This window comes from Xinfangfangia pollutisoli (genome assembly GCF_020179405.1).
Lineage (GTDB): Bacteria > Pseudomonadota > Alphaproteobacteria > Rhodobacterales > Rhodobacteraceae > Pseudogemmobacter > Pseudogemmobacter pollutisoli.
In genome coordinates this window covers 83,349-98,400 of sequence record NZ_JAICBZ010000002.1, presented here as the reverse complement: position 1 = coordinate 98,400, position 15,052 = coordinate 83,349, and the positions used below count along the sequence as shown (strand labels likewise).

Annotated in this window: 12 protein-coding genes; 7 read left to right on the top strand and 5 right to left on the bottom strand. The window is 65.9% G+C overall.

Features of this window, described 5'->3' with window-relative positions; all coding sequences use genetic code 11:
* The first annotated feature begins 38 nt into the window (after positions 1 to 38).
* Entirely contained in the window at positions 39 to 719 is a 681-nt protein-coding gene (locus K1Y73_RS01435) for a DUF502 domain-containing protein (protein ID WP_225026128.1), read from the top strand.
* 38 nt (positions 720 to 757) lie between these two features.
* Here the strand turns inward: K1Y73_RS01435 and K1Y73_RS01430 are convergent, their stop codons facing one another.
* Together K1Y73_RS01430 and K1Y73_RS01425 are read right to left on the bottom strand one after the other, a co-directional pair.
* On the bottom strand, positions 758 to 1,771 hold the full coding sequence (locus K1Y73_RS01430; protein ID WP_318248207.1) for a patatin-like phospholipase family protein: 1,014 nt from the start codon (positions 1,769 to 1,771) through the stop codon (positions 758 to 760).
* A 10-nt stretch (positions 1,772 to 1,781) separates the two neighbouring features.
* A complete protein-coding gene (locus K1Y73_RS01425; RefSeq protein WP_225026126.1) occupies positions 1,782 to 2,555 on the bottom strand; it encodes a 3-hydroxybutyrate dehydrogenase in 774 nt (257 codons plus the stop codon).
* 268 nt (positions 2,556 to 2,823) lie between these two features.
* Between K1Y73_RS01425 and K1Y73_RS01420 the strand changes: the two genes are divergently transcribed.
* The 4 genes from K1Y73_RS01420 to K1Y73_RS01405 all read left to right on the top strand — a co-directional run bounded on the left by K1Y73_RS01420 (position 2,824) and on the right by K1Y73_RS01405 (position 8,273).
* Positions 2,824 to 4,647, top strand: a complete 1,824-nt coding sequence (locus tag K1Y73_RS01420; protein ID WP_225026125.1) for an extracellular solute-binding protein — start codon at positions 2,824 to 2,826, stop codon at positions 4,645 to 4,647.
* Positions 4,648 to 4,885: 238 nt separating this feature from the next.
* On the top strand, positions 4,886 to 6,421 hold the full coding sequence (locus K1Y73_RS01415) for a class I adenylate-forming enzyme family protein (protein ID WP_318248206.1): 1,536 nt from the start codon (positions 4,886 to 4,888) through the stop codon (positions 6,419 to 6,421).
* A complete protein-coding gene (locus K1Y73_RS01410) occupies positions 6,418 to 7,062 on the top strand; it encodes a DsbA family oxidoreductase (protein WP_225026124.1) in 645 nt (214 codons plus the stop codon). The genes K1Y73_RS01415 and K1Y73_RS01410 overlap by 4 nt, the downstream gene beginning before the upstream one ends.
* On the top strand, positions 7,059 to 8,273 hold the full coding sequence (locus K1Y73_RS01405; protein WP_225026123.1) for a multidrug effflux MFS transporter: 1,215 nt from the start codon (positions 7,059 to 7,061) through the stop codon (positions 8,271 to 8,273). Before K1Y73_RS01410 ends, K1Y73_RS01405 begins: the two co-directional genes overlap by 4 nt.
* On the opposite strand, the gene mfd is transcribed toward K1Y73_RS01405, so the two are convergent.
* Together mfd and K1Y73_RS01395 are read right to left on the bottom strand one after the other, a co-directional pair.
* Positions 8,270 to 11,707, bottom strand: coding sequence for a transcription-repair coupling factor (gene mfd, locus K1Y73_RS01400; RefSeq protein WP_225026122.1), 3,438 nt, complete (start codon positions 11,705 to 11,707; stop codon positions 8,270 to 8,272). The genes K1Y73_RS01405 and mfd overlap by 4 nt on opposite strands.
* A 2-nt stretch (positions 11,708 to 11,709) precedes the next feature.
* Positions 11,710 to 12,234: a component of SufBCD complex gene (locus K1Y73_RS01395; RefSeq protein WP_225026121.1), complete on the bottom strand. Its 525-nt coding sequence runs from the start codon at positions 12,232 to 12,234 to the stop codon at positions 11,710 to 11,712.
* Between the two features lie 166 nt (positions 12,235 to 12,400).
* Between K1Y73_RS01395 and hemB the strand changes: the two genes are divergently transcribed.
* Positions 12,401 to 13,402, top strand: coding sequence for a porphobilinogen synthase (hemB, locus tag K1Y73_RS01390; protein ID WP_225026120.1), 1,002 nt, complete (start codon positions 12,401 to 12,403; stop codon positions 13,400 to 13,402).
* A gap of 168 nt (positions 13,403 to 13,570) precedes the next feature.
* Positions 13,571 to 14,128 carry a lipid-binding SYLF domain-containing protein gene (locus K1Y73_RS01385; RefSeq protein WP_225026119.1) on the top strand — a complete coding sequence of 186 codons (558 nt, stop codon included), beginning with the start codon at positions 13,571 to 13,573 and terminating at the stop codon, positions 14,126 to 14,128.
* 60 nt (positions 14,129 to 14,188) lie between these two features.
* Here K1Y73_RS01385 and K1Y73_RS01380 read toward each other — a convergent pair whose 3' ends face one another.
* Positions 14,189 to 15,052 (bottom strand): NAD(P)-dependent oxidoreductase, encoded by an 864-nt coding sequence (locus K1Y73_RS01380; protein ID WP_225026118.1) that lies wholly within the window; start codon positions 15,050 to 15,052, stop codon positions 14,189 to 14,191.

The window sequence follows — 15,052 nt, the reverse complement described above, 5'->3', positions numbered from 1 at the left end:
GGGGCGTTCCTAGATACTCCCCGAATGAGGGAGACAAGATGACCGAACCCGCCCACCCCCGCCGCGGCTTTCTGGCGGGCCTGCGTGCCAGTTTTCTGACCGGCCTGGTCGTCGTTCTGCCCGTCGGGCTGACGATCTATTTCGTCTGGGCGGTGATCGGCTGGATCGACGGCTGGGTGCTGCCGCTGATCCCGGGGCCCTACAAGCCCGATGCGCTGATCCGCGACTGGTTCGGGCCGGATTATGAATTCCCAGTGCGCGGCGTGGGCGTGCTGGTGTTCCTGGTCGCCACGATCCTGGTCGGCTGGATGGCCAAGGGGCTGATCGGCCGTTCGGTCATCCGCCGCGCCGAGGATGTGGTCGACCGGATGCCGATCGTCCGCTCGGTCTATGGCGCGATCAAGCAGGTGGCCGAGACCTTCTTCAACAAGAAGGAACAAAGCTTCGATCAGGCCTGCCTGGTGCAGTTTCCGCAGGAAGGCAGCTGGGCGCTTGGCTTCATCTCGACCCGGCCCAAGGGCGAACTGGCCGAGAAGCTGGCTGCGAAGGGGCGCGATTATTCGGCGGTCTTCGTTGGGCTGACGCCCTTCACCTCGGGGATCCTGCTGTTCGTGCCCACTTCGGAACTGGTGATCCTGACCGATGTGGGCATCGACGATGCGGCCAAGCTGATCGTGTCGGGCGGGCTGGTCTATCCGCAGATGAAAGAGCCGCGTTAGGGCGAAGAGCCCGATTTTTCGACGAAAAATCGGGCTCCCTAGCCGAACAACGCGTGCAGGTCGACCGAATGGCTGACGCCCAGCTTGTCGCGGTTGCGCTGCAGGAACCGCTCGGCCGCACCGCGCCCATCCTCGCACAGCCGCCGCACCAGATTGCCCGAGGGCTGCAGCTTCGAGGTCGCCGACAGCGTGTTCAGCAGCCCGTCCTCGGCGATCATATGCACCCGCACATCCTTCATCTGCCCCGGCTGCAGCCGTCCCTCGGCGATCAGCCGCTTGACGAAGGCGATCGAGCGCAGTTCGCTCATCAGCGAGGCGTTGAAGCTGATCTCGTTGACCCGGTTCTGAATTTCCAGCGGCGTGTCGGGAATATGCTCGCGATACAGCGGGTTGACCTGCACGATCAGCAGATCCTCGGGCAGGCCCGCGCCGTAAAGCGGCCAAAGCGAGGGGTTGCCGGTGAACCCGCCATCCCAATAGCTTTCGCCGTCGATCTCGACCGCCTGGAACACGGTCGGGATACAGGCCGAGGCCAGCAGCGCCTGCGGCGTGATCTTCTGGCCCGCGAAGACATGCACCTTTCCGGTGCGCACATTGGTGGCGCCGATGAACAGCGCCGGGCCTTCCTCGGCGCAGACCTGGCTGAAATCCAGTTCCGCCACGATCGGCTCCAGCGGATTGGACCAGGCCCCGCCCAGCGTATAGGGCGAATAGAATTGCGCCATCAGGCCCTGCGGGCTGATCGGCAGCATGCGGTCGGCCGCTTCCTGCCAGAAGCGCAGCGCCGGCAGCCATGGCTGGATCCAGGCATAGCTGCGGAAATCGCCGATATCGCCGATCTCTTCCCACAGGTCGCGCAGCCGCTTGCGCGCGGCCTGCCGCCCGCCGGCCACCAGCCCGGCCTTCAGCGCCGCCCCGTTCAGCGCCCCGGCCGAGGTGCCGCTGATCGCGGCGATTTCCAGGTCGTCCTCTTCCAGAAGACGGTCCAGCACGCCCCAGGTGAAGGCGCCATGCGCGCCCCCACCCTGCAGGGCCAGCGAAAGTCGGATCACCCGCGCGGCCTCACATCGCCGTCCAGCCGCCATCGACCGAGATCGTCGTCCCGGTCACCTGATCGGCATAGGCCGAACACAGCCAGACCGCCGTGCCGCCGATCTGTTCGGTGGTGGCAAACTGGCGCGAGGGCTGGCGGTCCAGCATGACCTCGCGGATCACCGTTTCGCGGTCCATGTTATGCGCCTTCATCTGGTCGGGGATCTGCGCCTCGACCAGGGGGGTCAGCACATAGCCCGGGCAGATCGCGTTGCAGGTGATGCCCTGGCCCGCGGTCTCAAGCCCCACGGTCTTGGTCAGCCCGACGATGCCGTGCTTGGCCGAGACATAGGCCGATTTGAACGGCGAGGCGGTCAGCCCATGTGCCGAGGCAATGTTGACCACCCTGCCCCAGCCCTTGGCGCGCATGCCCGGAAGCGCTGCGGCGATGGTGTGGAAGGCGGAATTCAGGTTGATCGCGATGATCCGATCCCATTGCTCGACCGGAAACTGCTCGATCGGCGCCACATGCTGGATCCCGGCATTGTTCACCAGGATGTCGCAGCCGCCGGCCTTCTCGATCAGGGCGCGGCACTCCTGGCCCTTCGACATGTCGGCCTGAATATAGGTCACCTTCACGCCGTATTTGCCGGCCAGATCCTCGGCCAGTTGGTGATCCTCGGGCCGGTCGGTGAAACTGTTCAGCACCACCTCGGCGCCCGCCTTGGCCAGTTCCTCGGCCACGCCCAGCCCGATGCCGGAATTCGACCCGGTGACCACCGCCCGCTTGCCCGTCAGTTCCATCGCTGCCTCCTGATGCTGCGCTGCCGCCAACCTATACGCCGCGCCTGCGAAACGCACGTCACATCGGGAAGAGCGGAAATGAAAAAAACGCCGGCGCAAGGCCGGCGTTAAGTCGTTGAGGCAGGTTTCATACAGGCAAGAAACCTATCGAGCAGTAAGCTCTATATAATCCGGTCTCGCGGGATGGCCAAGCTAAAAGTTTGAAAAGCCTCACCCCCGGCTTTACTCTGGCCCCGAAGAAGCGGCCGGAACGGGGATGGTTTCCAAAATGCGACAGATGTTTTTCGCGCGGCTCAACGGCTGGATCACGGGCCTGGCGCTGGGTTTCATCGCGCAAACCGCGTGGGCAGAGCCGCAGCATGGCATAGCTATGTATGGCGAACCCGCCCTTCCCCCGGATTTTGTGTCTTTGCCCCAGGCCAACCCCGATGCGCCGAAGGGCGGCGGGGTCATCCTGTCGATGTCGGGCAGCTTCGATTCGGTGAACCCGTTCATCACCGCCGGCACCCCCGCCGAGGGGATCACCCCCTATACATTCGAGACGCTTATGGCGCGCAACCATGACGAACCCTTCAGCCTTTACGGCCTGCTGGCCGAATCGGTCGAGACGGATTCGGCGCGCAGTTACGTGGAATTTACCCTGCGTGAGGGCGCGCGATTCTCGGACGGCACGCCCGTCACGGTCGAGGATGTGATCTGGTCCTTCGAAACGCTCGGCACCCAGGGCAATCCGCGCTATCTGGCGGCCTGGAAGAAGGTCGCGAAGTCCGAACAGACCGGCCCGCGCTCGGTCCGCTTCACCTTCAACACCGAAGACCGCGAGCTGCCGCTGATCCTGGGCCTGCGGCCGGTGCTGAAGAAGGCCGATTTCGACGGCAAGGCGTTCGAGACGCCCAGCCTGACGCCGCTGACCGGCTCGGGGCCCTATGTCATCGACAAGGTGACGCCCGGCGTGTCGATCTCCTATCGGCGCAATCCCGACTGGTGGGGCAAGGACCTGCCGGTGAACCGGGGCCAGTGGAACCTGGATACGATCCGTTACGATTACTTCGCCAATACGGTGGCGATCTTCGAATCCGTCCGCGCCGGCGAGATCACCGCCTATCGCGAGGACAATCTGGCCAAATGGGCCAGCCGCTACGATTTTCCCGCCGTGCAGAAGGGCGACATGATCCGGCTTGAAGTGCCGCACAAGCGGCCCTCGGGGATCATCGGACTGGCCATGAACACCAGAAAGCCGGTCTTTGCCGACTGGCGGGTGCGCGAGGCGATGATCCAGGCCTTCAACTTCCCCTATATCAACCAGACCATCACCGGCGGCGCCGCGCCGCGGATCCAGTCCTATTTCTCGAACAGCACCTTCGGCCTGACCCCGGGCGCCCCGGCCGAGGGCGCGGTGCTGGATCTGCTGACCCCCTTCAAGGACAGCCTGCCCCCCGGCGCGATCGAGGGCTATGCCCTGCCCGACGGCGATGCCGCCCGCCCCGTCAGCCGCAAAAGCCTGCGCACGGCGCTGGCCCTGCTGGAGGAAGCCGGCTGGACGCCCGGGGCCGATGGTCTGCAGCGCAATGCCGCGGGCCAGACGCTGCGCTTCGACATTCTCTTGACCGTGGGCCAGGACGAAGCCGCCGCGACCACCGCGATCTATGTGGAATCGCTGAAGGCGCTGGGGGTGGATGCCCGCGTCACCATGCTGGATTCCGCCCAGATGAAGCAACGCACCGACGCTTTCGACTTCGACATGACCTATATCCTGCGCACCCTTTCGCTGTCGCCGGGCAATGAACAGGCGCTGTACTGGGGCGCGGCCGCGGCCGATACCGAAGGCTCGCGCAACTGGATGGGGATCAAGGATCCGGCGGTCGACGCGATGATCGCGGCGATGCTGGCGGCCCAGACGCCCGACGCCTTCGCCGCCGCCGTCCAGGGGCTGGACCGGGCGCTGACGGCGGGGCGCTATGTCGTGCCGTTCTGGTATGCGAACAAGAACATGATCCTGCATCGGCGAGAGTTGAAGCATCCCGAAACGGTACAGCTTTACGGAGACTTCGGGACGTCCTATCTTCCCGCCCTGTGGTGGTACGAAGAATGACCGCCCGATCGATGCAGAAACGACAGGCAAGAAGAAGACGGGCAAGCAGATGAAAAAACTGGCTCTTGTACTCGCGGCGCTGGCCGCGCTTTCGGGTTGCAACACCGTGGCCGGCGTGGGCGACGATGTCTCGGGCGGGGCGCGCACCGTGCAGGGCTGGTTCAACTGATCCGTCCCGCGCCGCGTGGCATTGGTGCTGCTGCGGCGGGCGTCTGACCCGACCGCGCGTCGGGGTTTTGTGCAACCGCGCCAGCAGTCTCTTGCACCGCTGGCCCTGCGGGCCTATCCCGGCAGCATGTCCGCCCTGCCCGATCTGACACGCTTCAACCTGGCCGCCCATGTGCTGGCGGCAGGCCACGCGACGCCCGACAAGCTTGCCCTTGCCGTTCTCAGCCTGACCGGGGCCGAACGGTGGAGCTATGCAAGGCTGATCGGCGCCGTGCGCGGGGCGGGCAGCTGGATGCTGGCGCAGGGGGCGCAGCCCGGCGACCGCATTCTGTTGCGTCTGGGCAATACGCCCGCCTATCCGGTCGCCTATCTGGGCGCCATCGCGGCGGGTCTGGTGCCGGTTGCCACCTCGCCCCTGCTGACAGCGCCCGAGATCACCCGGATGTCGGCGGCCATACGCCCCCGTCTGGTCCTGTCGGCGCCGGGCATCGCCCTGCCGCCCGCGCCTGCGGCGCAGGTGGCCGACCTGGCGCTTTGGGAAGCGCAGCCGCCCTGCGACTGGCATCTGGGCGATGCCGGGCGCGAAGGCTATGTCGTCTTCACCTCGGGCACGTCGGGCACGCCGCTTGCGGTGCGCCATGCCCATCGCGCCATCCTTGCCCGCGCCCTGATGCATGGCGGCTGGGAAGGGTTGACCGTGGCCGACCGGCTGCTGCATGCCGGCGCCTTCAACTGGACCTATACGATGGGCACCGGCCTGCTGGATCCCTGGACGCTGGGCGCCACGGCGCTGATCCCCGCGTCTTCGGTGCAGATCGAGCAGCTGCCCCTGGTGTTGCGCCGCCATGACGCGACGATCCTGGCCACCGTTCCCACCGTGCTGCGCCGCCTGTTGCGCGCGGGCCTGCCGCCCCTGCCCCGGCTGCGCCATGTGCTTTCCGCGGGCGAGCCGCTGCCCGCCGCCCTGCGGGCCGCGTGGCGCGCCCAGACCGGCACCGAAGTGCATGAGGCGCTGGGCATGTCCGAGATTTCGACCTTCATCTCCTCCTGCCCCGACCATACGGCCCCGGATGGGGCCACCGGCTATCCGCAGCCCGGCCGGCACATCGCCATTCTGTCGGAAACCGGCCAGAGCCTGCCGGTGGGCGAGATCGGCCAGCTGGCGGTCTCGACCGGGGATCCCGGCCTGATGCTGTCCTATGACGGCCATCCGCCCCCGTCCGGCCCCTGGTTCGCCACCGGAGACATGGTGCATCAGGATGCCGATGGCGCGATCCATTACCATGGCCGCGCCGATGAGATGATGAACCCGGGCGGCGTCCGCGTCTCGCCGCGCGAGGTGGAACAGGCGCTGTCCGGCCTGCCCGGCGTCACCGATCTGGCCGTGGCCGAGGTCGAACCCAGCCCCGGCATCCGCATCATCGCGTGCTTCTATGCAGGCACCGCTCTGCCGGAAAGCACAGCCCAGGCCTTTGCCGCCGAACGCCTGGCGCGCTACAAATGCCCGCGCGCCTTCCGGCACTTGCCCGAAATCCCCCGCGGACCCACCGGCAAGATCAACCGCCGCGCCCTTGCCACGCTTTTCAGGAAAGACCTCCCGGCATGACCCGGTCGACGATCCGTCTTGACATCTTTTCCGATCCCGTCTGCCCCTGGTGCTTCGTGGGCAAGACCCATCTTGATCGCGCCCTGGCCGACCATCCCGACCATCCTTTCGCGATCCAGTGGCACCCGTTCCAGCTGAACCCCGACATCCCGACCGAGGGCGTCGAGAAGCGTGCCTATCTTGAGGCGAAGTTCGGCGGCAAGGCGCAGGTCGATGCGATCCATGACCGCCTGCGCGAGGTCGCCCGCGCCGCCGGCGTGGCGCTGAACCCCGATGCGCCGCAGCGCCAGCCCAATACGCTGGATGCCCATCGCCTGATCCATTGGGCCGGCATCGAAGGCCGGCAGGCGGCGGTGGTCGATGCGCTGTTCCGCGCCTATTGGACCGAGGGGCAGGATATCGGCGATGCGGCCATACTGGCCCGTATTGCCGCCGATTGTGGCATGGACGGCGCCGCCGTCGCCCGGCTTCTGGCCTCGGAGGCCGATGCCGAAGACATTGCCGCCCGCGACCGCGATGCCCGCCACAAGGGCGTGACCGCCGTACCCAGTTTTCTGATTGCCCAGCAATATCTCGTCTCCGGGGCGCAACCGCCCGAGCTTTGGGGCGACGTGATCAAGGACCTCGCCGCACGCTCATGACCCAGTCCCAATCCCATCCGGCGCGGCTCTCGACCGGAGAGTTCGTGGCCCTTGTCGCCATGCTGTTCGCCACGATCGCCATCTCGATCGACGCGATGTTGCCCGCCATGCCGCAGATCGAGGCAGCGCTGACGCCCGATGCGCCGAACCGGGCCCAGCTGATCATCGCCACCTTCGTCTTCGGCATGGGGCTGGGCACGCTGGTCATGGGGCCGCTGTCGGATGCCTATGGCCGCAAGCCGGTGATCATGGCCGGCGCCGCGGTCTATTGCGCCGCCGCCATCGCCTGCTATGTCAGCGGCTCGCTGGAAGTGCTGCTGGTTGCGCGCTTCCTGCAGGGCATCGGCGCCGCCGCGCCGCGCACCGTGTCGCTGGCGATGGTGCGCGATCTTTACAGTGGCAGGCAGATGGCCCAGGTCATGTCCTATGCGATGATGATCTTCACCCTGGTCCCCGCCCTGGCACCGATGCTGGGCCAGGCGGTGATGTGGGTCGCGTCCTGGCACGACATTTTCCTGGTCTATGTGATCTTCTCGCTGATCTCGATCCTCTGGCTTGGCCTGCGCCAGCCCGAGACCATCCATCCCGAGGATCGCAAGCCCCTGTCACTGGCCGCGATGACCGCCGCCGCGAAGGTGATGCTGGCGCAGCGGGTCGTGCTGGTCGCGATCCTGGTGCAGGCGCTGCTGTTGGCAGTGATCTTCTCGACCATCTCGTCGATCCAGGGGATCTTCGAGAGATACTTCGACCTCGGCGCAAGCTTTCCCTACTGGTTCGGCGCGATCGCGATCCTGTCGGGGGGCGGGTCGCTGCTGAATGCGCGGATCGTGGTCAAGGTCGGCATGCAGCGGGTGATCCGCGCCTCGCTGGCCGCGGTTCTGTGCCTGACTGTGGCTTTCATCGGATTTCTTCTTTTCGGTACAACCGACTGGACCACGGTCTTCGTGCTTTACCTGATCTGGCAATTGTCGGTCTTCACCATGATGGGCCTGACCATGGGCAATCTGAATGCCATGGCGATGGAGCCGCTGGGCCATATCGCGGGCTTTGCCTCGTCGATGATCGCCTCGGTGGCGACGGTTCTGTCGGTGGCGCTGTCCGTGCCGGTGGGCCAGGCGTTCGATGGCACGCCGCTGCCGCTGGTTCTGGGCGTCGGCGGCTTTACCGGCGGGGCGCTGATCCTGACGCGCTGGCTTAGGAAAACCTCCTAAGCCGCCGTCTCCTTTGCTTTTTCCGCCAGATCGCGGGCGATGGCGAAGGCGCCCTTGATCCGGTCGCCTTCGCCCTTCATCTCGCCCTGCAGCACGATCTTGGTGCCCTGCACCTTGGCGGCACCGCCCTGATCCTTCAGGAAGCTGACCAGCCCGGCCGGGTTGGCGAATTTGTCGTTGTGGAATTGCACCGTCGCGCCGCGCGGGCCCACATCCATCTTGCTGATCCCGGCCCTTTTGCACATCGCCTTGATCCGCACGATCAGCAGCAGCGTGTTCACCTCTTTGGGGATCGGGCCGAAGCGGTCGATCAGCTCGGCCGCAAAGCCCTCCAGCTCCACCTTCCGGGTCAGGCCCGACAGGCGGCGGTACAGACCCAGGCGTATGTCCAGATCGGGGACGTAATCCTCGGGGATCATCACCGGCACGCCCAGGTTCAATTGCGGGCTCCAATCATCAGAGATGGTTGACAGACCCTGCAATTCGCCCGTCTTGATCTTCTGGATCGTCTCTTCCAGCATGTGCTGGTACAGTTCATAGCCGACTTCGCGGATATGGCCCGACTGTTCTTCACCCAGAAGATTACCTGCGCCCCGCAAGTCCAGGTCGTGGCTTGCCAAATTGAAACCAGCACCCAGGCTGTCAAGGCTGCCCAGCAGCTTCAACCGCTTCATCGCCTGCGGCGTCAGCGGCGCCCGCGGCTTGGTGGTCAGATAGCAATAGGCCCGGGTCTTCGACCGGCCCACACGCCCCCGTATCTGATACAGCTGCGACAGGCCGAACATGTCGGCGCGGTGGATGACCATCGTGTTGGCGGTCGGGATATCCAACCCGCTTTCCACGATCGTGGTCGCCAGCAGCACGTCATACTGCCCGTCATAGAAGGCGTTCATCCGGTCATCCAGCTCGCCCGCCGCCAGCTGACCGTGCGCGACCAGATAGCTGACCTCGGGCACATGGGTCTTCAGGAACTCCTCGACCTCGGGCAGATCGGAAATCCGCGGCACGACATAGAAGCTTTGCCCGCCGCGATAATGTTCGCGCAGCAAGGCTTCGCGGATGGTAACCGTATCGAATTCAGACACATAAGTGCGGATGGCCAGCCGGTCGACCGGCGGCGTCGCGATGATCGACAGATCGCGCACCCCCGTCAGCGACAGCTGCAAGGTGCGCGGAATAGGCGTTGCGGTCAGGGTCAGCACATGCACCTCGGAGCGCATCTCCTTCAGCCGCTCTTTATGGGCCACGCCGAAATGCTGTTCTTCGTCGATGATCAGCAGGCCCAGCCGCTTGAAATTGATGCCCTTGGCCAGCAGCGCATGGGTGCCGACGACGATATCCACCTCGCCCTCGGCCAAGCCCTTGCGGGTCTCGGCCGCCTCTTTGGCGCCGACGAAGCGCGACAGCGTACGCACCCGTATGGGAAAGCCGCGGAAACGGTCGGCAAAGCCGCGGAAATGCTGGCGCGCCAGCAGCGTGGTCGGACAGACGACGGCAACCTGCATGCCCGCCATGGCGGCCACGAAAGCCGCGCGCATTGCCACTTCGGTCTTGCCAAAGCCCACATCGCCCACGACCAGCCGGTCCATGGGCGAGCCCTTTTCCAGATCGGCCACCACATCGGCGATGGCCGCCAGCTGGTCATCGGTTTCCGCATAGGGGAAGCGCGCCGCGAAAGCCTCCCAGGCGGAATGCGGCGCGTCCAGAACCGGCGCGGCGCGCAGCTGGCGCTCAGCCGCGACGCGCATCAGCCGTTCGGCAATCTCGCGGATCCGCTCCTTAAGCTTGGCCTTCTTCGCCTGCCACGCCCCGCCGCCCAGCCGATCCAGCAGCCCGTCCTCATGGCCGTAGCGGCTGAGCAGTTCGATATTCTCGACTGGCAGGTAAAGCTTTGCACTTTCGGCATATTCCAGCGCGACGCAGGCATGCGGCGCCCCAAGTGCGGTGATCGTCTCGATCCCCAGATAGCGGCCGACGCCATGTTCGACATGCACCACCAGATCACCCGGAGAAAGCGTATCAACCTCGCGCAGGAAGTTATCGGCTTTCTTGCGTTTTCTCGGTTTCGCGATCAGCCGGTCGCCCAGGACGTCCTGCTCGGAGATCACCGCCAGCCCCGGCGCGGTGAACCCCTGTTCCAAGGCCCAGACCACCAGGAAGACACCGCCCTTGTCCTTGGGCAGCGCCTTCAGATCGGCAATCTCCTGGGCCGCAAGCCCCTCATCCTGCAAAAGCCCGCTCAGCCTTTCGCGCGCCCCTTCGGACCACGAGGCGATGACGACCTGCGCCTCTTTGCGCAAAGCGCGAACATGATCGGCCAAGGCTGCAAAAAGGCTGATCTTTTCCTGCTGCCGCTCGGGCGAGAAATTGCGGCCGGCCCGCCCGCCCGCGTCCAGAACACCCGGGCCGGGCGGCTGTGCCAGCGGCGACAATTGCACCAGCCGATGCGCCGAAACCGCCGCCTCCCAGGCCTGATCGTCCAGATAAAGCAGATCGACGCCCACCGGCTTGTAGACCGTATCCAGCCGGGTCCGGTCGTTCATCGCCTCGAAGCGCGCGGCATAGGCATCTTCCACCGCCTCGCGCCGGGCGATCCGCATCACCGGCACCTGATCGTCCAGCAGAACCGAAGCCTCGGGCAGATAGTCGAAGATCGTCTCAAGCCGATCCTGGAAGAAGGGCAGCCAATGCTCCATCCCCTGGTGCTTGCGGCCGGCGCTGACCGCCTCATACAGCGGATCGCCCGAGCCGCCGGCGCCGAATTCCACCCGGTAATTCTGCCGGAACCGCGCGATGGACCCTTCGTCCAGCACCACTTCCGACACGGGTGCGAAATCGACCCGGGTCAGCTTTTCAATGGTGCGCTGGGTTTCGGCATCGAAACGTCGCGCGCCATCCAGTTGATCGCCGAAGAAATCCAGCCGGACCGGCCCGCCCGGGCCCGGCGGGTAGATATCGACGATACCCCCCCGTATGGCGTAATCGCCCGGCTCGGCCACGGTCGAGGCCGGGGTAAAGCCCATGCGGGCCAGAAAGCTGCGCAGCCGCGCCTCGTCGACCCGGTCGCCCACCTTGGCGCGGAAAGACGACTCGCGCACCAGATCGCGCGCGGGCACCCGCTGCGTCGCCGCGTTCAGCGTGGTCAGCACCACAAAGGCGCCCGGCAGCCCATCGGCCAGCGCCGCCAGCGTGGCCATCCGACGCGAGGCGACATCGGGGTTCGGCGATACGCGGTCGTAGGGCAGGCAATCCCAGGCCGGAAACTCCAGTACGGCCACGTCCGGCGCCACAACGGCCAGCGCCGCGCGCATCGCCTCGGCCCGCTTGTCGTCGCGCGCCACATGCAGGACGGGCCGGCCGCGCGCCAGTTCGCGGGCCAGAAGAAAGGCGTCATAGCCCTCGGGGGCGCCGCCCAGAAGGATGCGTTCTGCCATGGTCAATTCAGGATCGAGATGTTCAGGTTCTGGTACATGCCATAGATCGAGGTCACGAAGATCGACAGCATGCCGATGACCTGGACGATGCGGCGGTGAATCAGCAGCCGGCGATACAGGGCCGGGCCACGGTCTTCGCCCGCCTCGATCTTGGCCGCGGTGAAGACCGACAGCCAGCCGACCAGCACCATGGGCGCCGCCAGGAAGAACACCGCCTGGGCGAATTCCACATCATAGCGGAAGGCCAGCAGCGTCAGCACGGTCATCAGGAAGGCGACGCTGGCGAACAGCGGCATGGCGGCGGTGCGGGCGATGCCCAGGATCCGGCGCTGGTTGATCTGCACCATCGCTTCGACATCCTGCTCGGTCTGGCCGCCCTGCCGGCGCGCGCGATGGATCAGATCCTGCGGCACGCCCAGAACCCAATGGCTGGTCGAGGACCACAGCACCGCAAGCGCGATCCAGTACCACAGGTTCGAGAACGACCGCATGTCGATCACTTCAAGAACGGTATCGTAGATATCCACGCTGCCTGTCCCCGGTCTGCCGCGCGGGCCCGCCCCTTGCCTCAGGGCCTGCGCTGTCTTGGCGCTTGAGGCGCGCGTCTTTCCATGGCAGGCAAGCGGCCGGGCTGCAAGCCCTTCCGGGCGCCCGCACGTGGCGCGGGCCCTGTCGCATCTGCCGGAGACCGTGATGACCCCAGTCCAGCCCCCCTTTCCCGCCCTGCGCTTCCGTCGCCTGCGCCGCAGTGCCGCGCTGCGCGCGCTTGCCCAGGAACATGTGCTGGGGGTGGGCGATCTGATCTGGCCCCTGTTCGTGCGCGATGGCGTGGGCGTCGAAGAGCCGGTGGCCTCGATGCCTGGCGTGGCGCGTCTTTCCATTGACAAGATCGTGAGGGCGGCCGAAGAGGCGGCGGCTCTGGGCATTCCGGCGGTCTGTCTCTTTCCCTATACGGATCCGTCCTTGCGCACCGAGACCTGCGAAGAGGCGTGGAATCCGGAAAACCTGGCCAATCGGGCGATCCGGGCCATCAAGGCCGCGGTGCCCGAGATCGCGGTGATGACCGACATCGCGCTGGATCCCTATAATGCCAATGGCCATGACGGGCTGGTGCGGGACGGGGTGATCCTGAACGACGAAAGCGTCGAGGCGCTGGTGCGGATGGCGCTGGCCCAGGCCGAGGCGGGGGCCGATATCCTGGGCCCCTCGGATATGATGGACGGGCGGATCGGCGCCATGCGTCAGGCGCTGGAGGCCGCGGGCCACAAGGATGTGGCGATCCTGTCCTATTCGGCCAAATATGCCAGTGCCTTCTACGGGCCGTTCCGCGACGCGGTGGGGGCGTCGGGGCGGCTGGTCGGCGACAAGAAGACCTATCAGATGAACCCCGGCAATGCCGACGAGGCGCTTCGGCTGGTGGCGCGCGATCTGGCCGAGGGCGCCGATATGGTGATGGTCAAGCCGGGCCTGCCCTATCTGGACATCTGCCGGCGGGTGAAGGACGCCTTCGGCGCGCCGACCTATGCCTATCAGGTGTCGGGCGAATATGCGATGATCCGCGGCGCGGCCGATCGGGGCTGGATCGACGGCGAAAAGGCGATGATGGAAAGCCTTCTGGCCTTCAAGCGGGCCGGCTGTGACGGGATTCTTACCTATTTCGCCCCTCAGGCCGCGCGGTTGCTGCGGCAGCTTTGACCATACGCGACCGTATGGAAACCCATACCCGGGCGTATGCCGCGGCCTGAAACGGCCGCGGAAAACCGCGCAATGCGGCCAAAGCGCATGACAAACCCGCGACGACGCGCTAGATTTTGCGGTGAGCATAAGCGAGACCCCCATCAGGGGGCACAGAGGAGCGGGCAGATGGAACAGATCACGCGCAGGACCATGCTCTGGGGCGTCGGCCTTTCGGCGCTGGCGGTTGCAGGATGCGGCAATGGCATCGGATCGAATGGCGCGGCGCAGATCGACGCCCGGGTCGATGCGACGCAGAACTACCTGTTCGGCCGCTATCCGGGCACGCGCGATCTGGCCAACAAGGCCTCGGGCATCCTGTTCATGCCGCTGATCACCGAAGCCGGGCTGATCTATGGCGGCGCCTATGGCCGCGGTGCGCTGCGCATCCAGGGCGCCACGGTCGATTACTATTCGGCCACCAAAGCGTCGATCGGGCTGCAGATCGGCGCCCAGCAATATGCCCATGCGCTGTTCTTCATGACGCCCGAGTCGCTGGCCGATTTCCGCCGCTCGTCGGGCTGGGCGGCCTCGGCCGACCTGCGCTATGCCACGCCCGAAGAAGGGGCGACGATCGGCAAGGCCACGACCGAGATGGATCCGGTCATCGCCTTTGTCTTCGGTCAGCAAGGCCTGATCGCCGGCGCCTCGCTGGCCGGGGTGAAATACACAAGGATCATCCCGTAACACTTCGCGCGGAACCTTAGGTCCCGCGCGCAAGCCTTTGCTTTCAGGGAAAGAAGTCGTCTACTTCAAGCGACGGATGAGGCTTGAGGTGTCGTTGCGGCCGCCGCCCATCAGCTGGACATCCTTGTAGAACTGGTCAACCAGCGCCGTCACCGGCAGCCGGGCGCCGATCTCTTCCGCCGTGTCGAGGCAGATCGCGAGATCCTTGCGCATCCAGTCGACCGCGAAACCGAAGTCGAATTCATCCTTCAGCATGGTCTTGTGACGGTTGACCATCTGCCAGGAACCGGCCGCGCCCTGACCGATCACCTCGACCAGTGCCTCGCCGTCCAGCCCCGCCTTCTGCGCGAAGGCCATGCCCTCGGCCAGGCCCTGCACCAGACCCGCGATGCAGATCTGGTTCACCATCTTGGCCATCTGGCCCGCGCCCACCCCGCCCAGACGGCGGCAGACCCGCGCATAGGCGGCGATCACCGGCTCGGCCGCGGCATAATCCGCCTCGGATCCGCCGCACATCACCGACAGAACCCCGTTCTCGGCCCCGGCTTGCCCGCCCGAGACCGGCGCGTCGACATAGCCGATCCCGCTTTGGCCAGCGATTTCAGCCAGTTCGCGCGTGACCTTCGCGGAAACCGTGGTGTGATCGACAAAGATCGCGCCTTTCGACATGCCGGCAAAGGCCCCGTCCGCCCCCAGACAGACCTGACGCAGATCATCGTCATTGCCCACGCAGGCCATCACGAACGCGGCCCCCTCTGCCGCCTCGCGCGCCGTTTCGGCCGCGCGCCCGGCATGCGCCCCGACCCAAGCCCCCCGCTTCGGGGCCGAGCGATTCCAGACCGTCACCTCATGCCCCTTGGCCGCCAGATGGCCGGCCATGGGAAAGCCCATGACTCCCAGGCCCAGAAATGCCAGTTTCGCCAT

Coding starts and splice junctions, on each gene's coding strand:
- K1Y73_RS01435 (WP_225026128.1), top strand. CDS start 39: ATGACCGAACCCGCCCACCCCCGCCGCGGCTTTCTGGCGGGCCTGCGT.
- K1Y73_RS01425 (WP_225026126.1), bottom strand. CDS start 2,555: ATGGAACTGACGGGCAAGCGGGCGGTGGTCACCGGGTCGAATTCCGGC.
- K1Y73_RS01420 (WP_225026125.1), top strand. CDS start 2,824: ATGCGACAGATGTTTTTCGCGCGGCTCAACGGCTGGATCACGGGCCTG.
- K1Y73_RS01410 (WP_225026124.1), top strand. CDS start 6,418: ATGACCCGGTCGACGATCCGTCTTGACATCTTTTCCGATCCCGTCTGC.
- K1Y73_RS01405 (WP_225026123.1), top strand. CDS start 7,059: ATGACCCAGTCCCAATCCCATCCGGCGCGGCTCTCGACCGGAGAGTTC.
- mfd (WP_225026122.1), bottom strand. CDS start 11,707: ATGGCAGAACGCATCCTTCTGGGCGGCGCCCCCGAGGGCTATGACGCC.
- hemB (WP_225026120.1), top strand. CDS start 12,401: ATGACCCCAGTCCAGCCCCCCTTTCCCGCCCTGCGCTTCCGTCGCCTG.
- K1Y73_RS01385 (WP_225026119.1), top strand. CDS start 13,571: ATGGAACAGATCACGCGCAGGACCATGCTCTGGGGCGTCGGCCTTTCG.
- K1Y73_RS01380 (WP_225026118.1), bottom strand. CDS start 15,052: ATGGCGAAACTGGCATTTCTGGGCCTGGGAGTCATGGGCTTTCCCATG.